Origin of the sequence: Carnobacterium sp. (assembly GCF_032094055.1) — a bacterium.
Classification (GTDB): Bacteria; Bacillota; Bacilli; order Lactobacillales; family Carnobacteriaceae; genus Carnobacterium_A.
Genome location: NZ_DAMDAK010000085.1, coordinates 446 through 11279, shown reverse-complemented (window position 1 = coordinate 11279; position 10834 = coordinate 446). Strand labels below are relative to the sequence as shown.

Here is a 10834-nt window from a genome sequence, read left to right as displayed (position 1 = left end):
GCTTAAATACGTTGGCCAAAAAATATGGCGTCGCATTAGAGCAGCATCACCGAGCAATTTATGATGCGGAAACAACAGGCTATTTGTGCTGGCTGTTTTTAAAAGAAGCAGAAGAAGATCATGAAATAGTCAATCATAATCAATTAAATGACCGTATTGGAGAAGGAGATGCTTATAAACGAGCTCGGCCTTTCCATGCAACTATTATTGCTACTACTCAAGACGGGTTGAAAAACTTATTTAAATTGATTTCGTTATCCATGACCCAATACTTTTTCAGAAGTCCGCGTATTCCGCGTTCAGAATTGATAAAATTGCGCGAAGGATTGATTGTAGGTTCTGCTTGCAGTCAAGGAGAAGTTTTTGAAGCTATGATGCAAAAAGGTGCTGAAGAAGCAAAAAATAAAGCGAAGTTTTATGACTTTTTAGAAGTGATGCCAAAAGAAGTCTATGCACCTTTGATTGAACAAGAATTAGTCAATTCAGAAGCTGATTTGGAAGAGATCATTCGAAATATGATCCAAATAGGCGATGAATTATCTATTCCAGTTGTTGCTACTGGGAATGTTCATTATTTGAATCCAGAAGATTACATTTACCGTAAAATTCTGATTAACTCGCAAGGTGGAGCTAATCCATTAAACCGAAGCGAATTACCAAAAGTTCATTTCAGAACAACTGATGAAATGCTCGCAGCTTTTGGCTTTTTAGGAAAAGCAACAGCTCATAAAATCGTTGTAGAAAATACGCAACTGATAGCAGAACGCGTAGAAGAGCTTACACCTGTAAAAACAGATTTATACACTCCGAAAATTGAAGGTTCTGAGGAAGAGATACGACAATTAAGTTACAATGAAGCTCATCGGCTGTATGGTAATCCTTTGCCAGAGATTATTGAAAAACGGTTAGAAAAAGAGTTAACAAGTATTATTGGAAATGGGTTTTCTGTTATTTATTTGATCTCGCAAAAATTAGTGCACAAAAGTGTATCAGATGGTTATTTGGTTGGCTCCCGGGGCTCAGTCGGCTCAAGCTTTGTAGCTACGATGACAGGAATTACAGAAGTTAACCCAATGCCGCCGCATTACCGCTGTCCAGAATGTAAATATTCAGAATTCTTTACAGACGGCTCAGTCGGCTCAGGTTATGACTTGCCAGAAAAGAACTGTCCGCATTGTCACGTTAGATTGCATAAAGATGGACACGATATTCCTTTTGAAACGTTTTTAGGTTTTAACGGAGACAAAGTTCCCGATATTGATTTAAACTTCTCAGGAGATTATCAAGCTAAAGCCCATGATTATACAAAAGTACTGTTTGGTGACGATTATGTTTATCGTGCAGGAACGATTGGTACAGTAGCTGATAGGACTGCTTTCGGTTATGTAAAAGCTTATGAACGCGATCAGAATTTAAGTTTGCGTGCAGCAGAAATCGATCGTTTGGCAAAAGGTTCGACCGGTGTTAAACGTACGACTGGACAACATCCGGGAGGTATTATTGTTATTCCGGACTACATGGATGTTTACGATTTTACTCCTATTCAATTCCCGGCTGATGCGCAAGATTCTGAATGGAAAACGACTCATTTTGATTTCCATTCTATCCATGATAATGTATTGAAATTGGATATACTGGGACATGATGATCCCACTGTGATCAGGATGCTGCAAGACTTATCTGGTATTGACCCAATAACGATTCCAACAGATGATCCAGAAGTGATGAAAATATTTGGCGGAACAGAGGTATTAGGTGTATCACCTGAACAAATTCAATCCAAAACGGGTACATTAGGTATTCCGGAATTTGGGACACGATTTGTTCGAGGGATGTTGGAACAGACAAAACCAACGACCTTTGCGGAATTACTGCAAATTTCTGGGTTATCACATGGTACGGACGTTTGGCTGGGTAATGCAGAAGAACTGATTCGCGAAAACAATATCCCTTTATCTGAAGTAATCGGTTGTCGTGATGATATCATGGTTTATCTAATGCACAATGGCGTAGAAGACGGACTAGCTTTTAAAATCATGGAATCTGTCCGTAAAGGAAAAGGTATTCCTGATGATTGGCAGAAATCGATGCGTAATGAAAAAGTTCCAGAATGGTACATTGATTCTTGTTTGAAAATCAAATACATGTTCCCTAAAGCTCATGCTGCGGCGTATGTTTTGATGGCTTTGCGGGTTGCATATTATAAAGTGCATTTTCCTATTTTGTATTATGCTGCTTATTTTTCTGTACGGGCAACAGATTTTGATTTAGTTTCTATGTGTCAAGGAAAAGAATCCATTAAGGTAAAGATGAAAGAAATTACGGATAAAGGCTTAGATGCTTCAACGAAAGAGAAAAATGTTTTAACTGTTTTAGAGCTAGCGAATGAGATGGTAGAACGAGGAATGACATTTAAAATGATCGATTTGGACAAATCAGATGCTACAAACTTCGTTATTGATGGCAACTCCTTAATTGCTCCTTTCAGAGCTGTTCCAAGCTTAGGTGCAAACGTGGCTAAGCAAATCGTTGTAGCTAGACAAGAAAAGCCGTTTTTATCTAAAGAAGATTTAAGTAAGCGTGGAAAAGTATCAAAAACGGTTATTGAGTACATGAATGAAAATGGTGTTTTGAAAGGTCTGCCTGATGAAAATCAATTGTCGTTATTCGATTTGTTTTAATAAAATAACGAGCGGATTAATTGAAGAAGGCTGATGGTTAAAAGCTTTCATCCATTAAATAAAAGCTGTGTTTCTAAACGGTTTTGTTGCTTATCTGTCGTTTTTATGTTATTCTACTAATGTATTTAGATATCTTGGTAAAGAGTGAGCGGCGACGCTCACTCTTTTTCGGCAGTCAGGTATATGTATCTAAAAGGAGGCGGTATAAGTGACAAGTGTGGTTGAAACGGTTAGTGAAATTGTCCAACCCATCGTTGACGACTTTCAATTTGAATTAGTTGACATAGAATTTGTTAGAGAAGGCAAAAATTGGTTTTTACGTGTATATATTGATAAACCGACGGGAATTGATCTAGAGGATTGCGCATTAGTCAGTGAGAAAATCAGTGAAAAAATGGACTCAATGAATCCTGATCCGATTCCTCAAGCTTATTTTTTGGAAGTTTCTTCACCAGGAGCTGAAAGGCCCTTAAAAAAAGAAGAAGACTACACGAATGCTATTGGCGAGTTTATTCATATCTCGTTATATGAATCAGTAGATGGCGAAAAAGCTTATGAAGGAACGTTAAAAGAAGTGACAGAAGATACATTAATTTTAGCTGTCCGAATCAAAACGCGCGTAAAAGAAATTGAATTTGACCGTAAAAAAATTGCTAAAGCTAGATTAGCAATCCAATTTTAAATTAAATGGCAAGTGGACAGGAGAGAAAATGAAATGAGCAAAGAAATGTTGCATGCTCTTGATATTTTAGAACAAGAAAAAGGTGTAGCTAAAGAAATCGTAATTGAAGCTTTAGAAGCTGCATTAGTTTCTGCATATAAAAGAAATTATGGACAAGCGCAAAACGTTGAAGTTGAATTTGATATGAAAAAAGGCGACATGCATGTGTATGCTATAAAAGAAGTCGTTGATGTTGTATTCGACTCGCGTTTAGAAGTCAGCATGGAAGAAGCTTTAGATATCAATAAAGCTTATGAATTAGGCGACACGATTCGTTTTGAAGTGACTCCAAAAGACTTCGGTCGAATTGCAGCACAAACAGCAAAGCAAGTTATTATGCAACGTGTTCGTGAAGCAGAACGAAATATTATTTATAACGAATTTATTGCCTATGAGAATGATATTATGCAAGGAATCGTTGAACGACAAGATCACCGTTATATCTATGTAAATCTTGGAAAGATTGAAGCGGTCTTATCAAAACAAGAACAAATTCCTAATGAAGTATATAAACCACATGACCGTATCAAAGTTTATGTCACTAAAGTTGAAAATACATCAAAAGGACCCCAAATTTTTGTTAGCCGCAGTCATCCAGACTTATTAAAACGTTTATTTGAACAAGAAGTTCCAGAAATTTATGACGGAATTGTTGAAATTAAATCAATTGCACGTGAAGCTGGTGATCGTGCCAAAGTAGCCGTAATGTCTAGAGATGAAAATATTGATCCTGTCGGAACGTGTGTCGGGCCTAAAGGACAACGTGTTCAAGCGATAGTAAATGAATTAAAAGGTGAAAACATGGATATCGTTGAGTGGGACGCTGATCCAGCTACTTTTATTGCCAATGCTTTAAATCCTGCTCAAGTTGTTGATGTGACATTCAATGAAAAAGAAGGCAGCTGTGTTGTCGTCGTTCCTGATTATCAATTGTCTTTGGCAATTGGCAAGCGTGGTCAAAATGCGCGTTTAGCTGCAAAATTAACAGGTTATAAAATTGACATTAAATCAGAATCAGATATGCAAGACGCTCTTGCTGCTGAACAAGAAGCAGGTTTGGTAGAAACTGCGGATTATGCAGAAAGCTTGGAAGAAACACTCAGTGCAGAACAAGAAAACAGCCTAACAGAAGTCGTTGACTCAATTGAAGATCAAGAAGATTTTGCATCGGAACTTAGAATTGATGATGATGTAGAAGAAGGCGTCTTAGATCCAGAAGAAGCTGAAGAAATGATAGAACTAGCAGAAGATGAAGATCATGTCGAAGAATAACAAGAGGTGAACTAGATGCAAAAACGTAAAATACCAATGCGCAAATGTGTTGTTTCCAATGAAATGAAACCTAAAAAAGAGATGATTCGGATCGTGAAAAACAAAGAAGGCGAAATTAGTATTGATCCAAGTGGCAAAAAACCAGGACGTGGAGCTTATGTATCTATTGAACCTGTTGTTGTTCAACTTGCTTGGGACAAACATCTTTTGGACCGTACATTTGAAACAACTTTAGATGATGCGTTTTATCAGGAATTACTTGATTATGTAACTCACCAAAAAGCGCGGATGAGCTTATGAACCAAGACCAAAAAGTTTTAAATCTTTTGGGCATGGCTATGAAAGCTGGAAAACTAGTTACTGGAGAAGATTTGACTTTAAAAGAAATTAGAAAAGAACAAGCTAAAGTCGTTCTTGTTGCTGTAGATGCCAGTGAAAAAACGAAAAAGAAAATCTCGGATAAATGTCGTCATTATCAAACTCCATTCGTTGTTCATTTTACAAAAGCAGAATTAAGTCAGGCAATCGGAAAAGACCGTACAATATGTACAACAACGGATAATGGCTTTGGGAAGAAGTTCCGGGAATTATTAATACATTAACGGAGGGTGATAACATGGCTAATTTGCGTGTGTACGAATATGCAAAAAAACACGATATTCCTACTAAAAAGGTAATTGAAAAAGCTAAAGAGTTAGGAATCGACTATAATAGTCACATGTCTTCAATGGAAGACAAACAAGTTGCGATGCTAAATGATACATTTGCTGCAAACAAGAAAAGGAATTCACCTAATATGACAAAACAAGATGAAACACAAAAAAATACAACACAAAAAGGCGGTAAGAGTATAGTAAATAAAAAGAATCAATCCAATAAACCAACAACATCAACCACTAAACCAACACAAGGCAATAAACCAGCTGCTAGCAAAAAAGCAGCACAACCAGCAGCAAATCGTCCTGCAGCTAAACCAGCTGATAAAAAAGTGAATACAGTTGCAAAACGAACTACTAACCCTGTTGAACAACGAACAACTACTGCTGGACCCGGCGGAAATAAACGAGGAGGTTACCGTGGTTCTCAAGGAACTCACGGCGGTTTCAATAAACGTAAGAAAAAAGGGAAAAAAGGTGAAACAAAACCAGTTGCACCACCAGTGCCGCGTAAATTTAAAGAATTGCCAGAAGTATTGGTTTATTCTGATGGCATGACAGTGGCAGATATTTCTAAAAAGATCTATCGGGAACCGGCTGAAATTATCAAAAAACTTTTCTTACTAGGAGTCGTAGCTACTTTAAACCAAAGCCTAAGCAAAGATGCAATTGAATTACTTGCTGCCGAATATGGGATAGAAGCAGAAGAAAAAGTTGAAGTAGATGTTTCTGATTTAGATGTTTATTTCGAACAAGAGAAAAGCGAGGCGCATCTTGCTACTCGTCCGCCAGTTGTAACGATTATGGGACATGTCGATCACGGGAAGACGACTTTGCTGGACTCATTAAGAAATACAAAAGTTAGTTTAGGCGAAGCAGGTGGTATCACACAACATATCGGTGCTTACCAAGTACAATCTAATGGAAAAACAATTACTTTCTTAGATACACCAGGACATGCGGCGTTTACAACAATGCGTGCTCGTGGAGCGGATGTCACAGATATCACAATTATTGTTGTGGCTGCTGATGATGGCGTTATGCCGCAAACAGTTGAAGCGATCAATCACGCTAAAGCTGCGAATGTACCCATTATTGTAGCGGTAAATAAAGTTGATAAGCCTACTGCTAATCCAGAACGTGTGATGCAAGAATTAACTGAATATGGCTTGATTCCAGAATCATGGGGCGGAGATACTATATTCGTTGAAATTTCTGCTAAATTTGGACAAAATTTAGATGAGTTGTTAGAAATGATTTTATTAGTGGCTGAAGTCGAAGATCTAAAAGCTGATCCTAAACGATTGGCAATAGGATCAGTGATAGAAGCTCGTTTAGATAAGAGCAAAGGACCGATCGCTACTTTACTTGTACAAGAAGGAACATTGCGTGTAGGTGATCCGATTGTAGTTGGGAACACTTATGGCCGAGTGCGGGTCATGGTTAATGAATTAGGCCGCCGTGTTAAAACAGCCGGTCCTTCTACCCCTGTAGAAATTACTGGTTTAAATGCAGCTCCTCAAGCGGGCGACCAATTTGTTGTCTTTGAAGATGAGAAAACGGCACGGACTGTTGGAGAAACTCGTGCTCAAAAAGCTATGGCCAGCCAACGGTTAGCTACTAATCGTGTGACATTGGACAACCTCTTCTCAAGCTTAGAAGAAGGCGAATTAAAAGAAGTCAATGTCATTATAAAGGCAGATGTGCAAGGTTCTGCTGAGGCGTTATCTTCAAGTTTGCAAAAAATTGAAGTAGAAGGCGTCCGTGTTAAAATTATTCATACGGCTGTTGGAGCTATCAATGAAAGTGATATCACGTTAGCTGCTGCAAGTAACGCGATTATTATCGGATTTAACGTACGACCAACTCCTCAAGCTAAAGAACAAGCGGAACAAGAAAAAATCGATATTCGTCTTCACCGGATCATTTATAATGCGATCGATGAGATTGAAACAGCTATGAAAGGGATGCTGGATCCGGAATACGAAGAACAAGTTACTGGACAAGTCGTTGTTCGTGAAACATTTAAAGTATCGAAAGTTGGAACAATTGCAGGTGGTTTTGTGACAGAAGGACACATTTCCCGCAACAGCAGCGTTCGCTTGATTCGAGACAATATTGTTATTTTTGAAGGCGAATTAGCAAGTTTGAAACGCTTTAAAGATGATGCGAAAGAAGTCAAAAAAGGTTTTGAATGTGGATTTATGATTAAAGACTACAATGATCTTCAAGTAGACGATGTAGTTGAAGCATATGAAATGGTTGAAGTTAAACGCAAATAATTGTTCTTTTTAAATTTAATTCTTGATAAGTAAAGGAAGCGAGGGATACATCATGGCAAACTTCAGAACAGGACGAGTAGCACAAGAAATCCAAAAAGAAGTCAATGATATTTTAATTAAACGCGTAAGAGATCCGCGTGTCGCCGATGTTACGATTACAGAAGTTAAAGTAACAGGAGATTTACAGCAGGCAACTATTTATTACAGTATTTTATCTGAAAAAGAAAAAGATCTTGAAAATGTTCAAATGGGATTAGAAAAAGCAACTGGACTAATCAGAAGAGAATTAGGACAGCGTTTAACGCTTTATAAAACACCTGAATTAAAATTTGAACGAGATGAATCTGTCTTATATGGCAGCCGGATCGACGAGTTATTGCGGGATTTAAATAAAGAGTAAGTTTAAAAAAGACAAAGCGATAAAAATTGCTTTGTCTTTTTTTGTTTCAGGTTGCTAGGTGGAAAACAGAAAATCTGTTATACTTTAATGGTTCATAATGATAGGAGGCAGTCGAGATGACTTTATATTCATATATTGGAGTTGAAAAAGTGTTACCTACACATGCTCCAGAAAATTCAAATACCGTAGCACTAATTGCACGTGATACCTTAGATCCAGGAGTAACAGATGAAATGGTATTAAGCTACATTCAAAACCAAACGCAAGATGCTTCCATTACGATGGAACAAATCGAATTCTATGATACAGAAGCAGAAATTGTAGGGACTTTTGAGATTCTTGAAGAAGTAAAAAAAGGAGCTATCTTAAAGCATTTTAATTCTCCGTTTGTATACCAAACCTCTGATTTTCCTGTATGGGAACCGATTGAAAATGATACAGAAGTGCCGGAAGGTTTTACGACAGCAAACGTGATGGATTACCTTAAAATGATGGATGATGCACGTGCAGTAAACGCTACGCAACAACAGGGTTTGATGTATGTCTTAAATAACTGTTTTGAAGACACGAATAAAGTAGAACTTTATAGTTGTTGGGATGGTGAAGAAGCAGAACGCGAACAATTCCGGCGAACAGTGAAATGGGAAGCAGTTAAGGAAAATCCTTTGTTATTAGAAATGCGTGAAAAAGAGTTTATTGTGATTGAAAAGTAAATGACTCGTAATGAAAAAAGCTGTCTTTCAAAAAGAAAGGCAGCTTTTTTTACGAGAATCAGCCTAGAAGATTTTTGATTTTATTTCTTTTAAAGCAACAACTAATCTTAGACGTAGCTGCCCAAGTTCAGTGAATCGTCAGCGAATTTTCCGACTGCAGGTTGAACTGTTTTTGGTAATATTAGGTGCTCTAGCATTTTTTTGCAGTTAGGATCATAATACAGTTCTTCTTCAACCATTGCGATAAGAAAAATAATAGTAATCTCGTATTTCTCTTGTTCCTCTTTTGACGAGTGGACAGTTGAATCCGTCGCAATTTTAATTGGTTTCATTTGGACTTCTTCTCAATAACATTTATAAGCCTATTTTACTGCTTTTACATTCAGTTTTTCTAGGAAACGTACTCCATCTTGTGCAGTAGTAGCTTTAGTTTTGCACAAGATTCTCTTAGGTATTTTCGCGAGACTTTGAAATATGGTATACTGATAAAGTTAAAAATGGAAAGTAGGGATCTAATATGGAAGGTATTCTCCCATTATGGAAAGAACGTGGCATGACAAGTCATGACTGTGTATTTAAATTGCGTAAAATATTAAAAACAAAAAAAATTGGTCATACGGGCACATTAGATCCAGATGTAGATGGAGTCTTACCCATTTGTATTGGAAATGCTACAAAAGTTGTTGAATATATGATGGAGACGGGTAAAGGCTACATCGGTGAGATTACATTAGGTTTTTCGACCACAACAGAAGACAGCAGTGGGGACATTGTAGAACAGGTTCAAATGAATGAAGTACCGTTAGTAACAGCAATCGATCAAGCGATGGCCGCGATGGAAGGTACTATTCTTCAAACGCCTCCTATGTTTTCGGCAGTTAAAGTGAATGGAAAACGGTTATACGAATATGCACGAGCTGGTGAAACTGTGGAACGTCCGAGCAGAAAAGCGACTATAAAACGTTTTATCCGTACTTCTGAGCCTGTGTTAGATGAAGCAGCGCATACGGTTTCTTGGCGATTCGAAGTGGATTGTGGCAAAGGGACATACGTTCGTACATTGGCGGTTGATTTAGGCCTAGCCCTTGGTTATCCAGCGCATATGTCTGATTTAACACGCATCTTAAGCGGCACCTTTAAAGCCAGCGACTGTTTGACGCTAGACCAAGTTGCTGAAAAAGCAGCTAACGGTACCATTCAAGAAGCGCTATTTCCATTAGAGTATGGTCTGAAAGAACTCGCTTCCACTCATATCGATCAAGCTTTATTGGATAAAGTCAAAAATGGAGCTGTCCTGCCTTTAGCTGCTTTTGGAGAACAAACCGATTTTCCGGTAGTAGTCATGTACCAAAATCAAGCATGGAGCATTTACGATAAACACCCAACTAAAGAAAACCTTTTAAAACCAGTCAAAGGTTTACGTAAATTTCAATAAAGGAGTTTTTTAATCATGGAAATTATAAAATTGCACCATCCTTATACACAAGATCAAATTCCAGCAGGAGATGTTGTACTGGCACTTGGTTTTTTTGATGGTGTTCATAAAGGACATCAAGAAGTCATAGGCAGAGCAAAACAAATAGCTGCAGAAAAAAAATACAAATTAGCAGTGATGACGTTTAATCAGCACCCATCAATTGTTTTCAAAAAAATTGCGGTGGAAGATATGCTTTATTTATCAACAGTTGAAAAAAAACAAGCGATGATGGCTGAATTAGGAGTAGACATTTTATATGAAGTTGATTTTACATCTGCTTTTGCAGCTTTAAAACCACAACTATTTGTAGATCAATACATTGTAGGATTACATGCCAAAGTAGTAGTAGCCGGTTTCGATTATACTTATGGCAAAAAAGAAATTGCTTCAATGGAACATTTACCTAGCTATGCTGATGATCGATTTGAAATTGTAGTAGTTGAAAAACAAATGAATGAAGAATCGAAAATTAGTTCAACTCGGATTAGAAAATGTTTAGATAGCGGGAACATTGAAGAAGCTAATGGTTTACTTGGATATATTTACGAAACTGCTGGTCGAGTTGTTCATGGAGATGCGCGTGGACGTTTACTCGGGTTTCCAACAGCCAATATTGAAGTAACAAAGAATGT

The 10834-nt window shown here is 37.6% G+C and carries 11 protein-coding genes; 10 read left to right on the top strand and 1 reads right to left on the bottom strand.

Annotated elements, in window-relative coordinates:
• The 8 genes from RT405_RS11275 to RT405_RS11240 form a co-directional block, all read left to right on the top strand.
• A partial coding sequence (locus RT405_RS11275; RefSeq protein WP_313469737.1) for a PolC-type DNA polymerase III occupies positions 1-2681 on the top strand: 2681 nt, incomplete at its 5' end.
• Between the two features lie 208 nt (positions 2682-2889).
• Positions 2890-3363, top strand: a complete 474-nt coding sequence (gene rimP, locus RT405_RS11270) for a ribosome maturation factor RimP (protein WP_313469736.1) — start codon at positions 2890-2892, stop codon at positions 3361-3363.
• Between the two features lie 33 nt (positions 3364-3396).
• Positions 3397-4674 (top strand): transcription termination factor NusA, encoded by a 1278-nt coding sequence (gene nusA / locus RT405_RS11265; RefSeq protein ID WP_313469735.1) that lies wholly within the window; start codon positions 3397-3399, stop codon positions 4672-4674.
• Positions 4675-4689: 15 nt separating this feature from the next.
• Positions 4690-4974: an RNase P modulator RnpM gene (gene rnpM, locus RT405_RS11260; RefSeq protein WP_035027996.1), complete on the top strand. Its 285-nt coding sequence runs from the start codon at positions 4690-4692 to the stop codon at positions 4972-4974.
• Positions 4971-5276: a ribosomal L7Ae/L30e/S12e/Gadd45 family protein gene (locus RT405_RS11255; protein WP_313469733.1), complete on the top strand. Its 306-nt coding sequence runs from the start codon at positions 4971-4973 to the stop codon at positions 5274-5276. The genes rnpM and RT405_RS11255 overlap by 4 nt, the downstream gene beginning before the upstream one ends.
• Positions 5277-5290: 14 nt before the next feature.
• Positions 5291-7612, top strand: coding sequence for a translation initiation factor IF-2 (gene infB / locus RT405_RS11250; protein WP_313469732.1), 2322 nt, complete (start codon positions 5291-5293; stop codon positions 7610-7612).
• Between the two features lie 52 nt (positions 7613-7664).
• Complete coding sequence (gene rbfA, locus RT405_RS11245; RefSeq protein ID WP_313469731.1) at positions 7665-8012, top strand: 30S ribosome-binding factor RbfA; 348 nt, start codon at positions 7665-7667, stop codon at positions 8010-8012.
• Positions 8013-8128: 116 nt separating this feature from the next.
• On the top strand, positions 8129-8725 hold the full coding sequence (locus RT405_RS11240; protein ID WP_313469730.1) for a hypothetical protein: 597 nt from the start codon (positions 8129-8131) through the stop codon (positions 8723-8725).
• A 107-nt stretch (positions 8726-8832) separates the two neighbouring features.
• Here RT405_RS11240 and RT405_RS11235 read toward each other — a convergent pair whose 3' ends face one another.
• Positions 8833-9057 (bottom strand): hypothetical protein, encoded by a 225-nt coding sequence (locus tag RT405_RS11235; RefSeq protein ID WP_313469729.1) that lies wholly within the window; start codon positions 9055-9057, stop codon positions 8833-8835.
• A 185-nt stretch (positions 9058-9242) separates the two neighbouring features.
• Between RT405_RS11235 and truB the strand changes: the two genes are divergently transcribed.
• Complete coding sequence (gene truB / locus RT405_RS11230; protein ID WP_313469727.1) at positions 9243-10160, top strand: tRNA pseudouridine(55) synthase TruB; 918 nt, start codon at positions 9243-9245, stop codon at positions 10158-10160.
• Positions 10161-10175: 15 nt separating this feature from the next.
• Positions 10176-10834, top strand: a 659-nt coding sequence (gene ribF, locus RT405_RS11225; protein WP_313469740.1) for a riboflavin biosynthesis protein RibF, incomplete at its 3' end; no start/stop codon positions are given.

Bases quoted from the DNA above. Each gene is read 5' to 3' on its own strand.
- nusA (WP_313469735.1), top strand. From the start codon at position 3,397: ATGAGCAAAGAAATGTTGCATGCTCTTGATATTTTAGAACAAGAAAAA.
- rnpM (WP_035027996.1), top strand. From the start codon at position 4,690: ATGCAAAAACGTAAAATACCAATGCGCAAATGTGTTGTTTCCAATGAA.
- RT405_RS11255 (WP_313469733.1), top strand. From the start codon at position 4,971: ATGAACCAAGACCAAAAAGTTTTAAATCTTTTGGGCATGGCTATGAAA.
- infB (WP_313469732.1), top strand. From the start codon at position 5,291: ATGGCTAATTTGCGTGTGTACGAATATGCAAAAAAACACGATATTCCT.
- rbfA (WP_313469731.1), top strand. From the start codon at position 7,665: ATGGCAAACTTCAGAACAGGACGAGTAGCACAAGAAATCCAAAAAGAA.
- RT405_RS11240 (WP_313469730.1), top strand. From the start codon at position 8,129: ATGACTTTATATTCATATATTGGAGTTGAAAAAGTGTTACCTACACAT.
- RT405_RS11235 (WP_313469729.1), bottom strand. From the start codon at position 9,057: ATGAAACCAATTAAAATTGCGACGGATTCAACTGTCCACTCGTCAAAA.
- truB (WP_313469727.1), top strand. From the start codon at position 9,243: ATGGAAGGTATTCTCCCATTATGGAAAGAACGTGGCATGACAAGTCAT.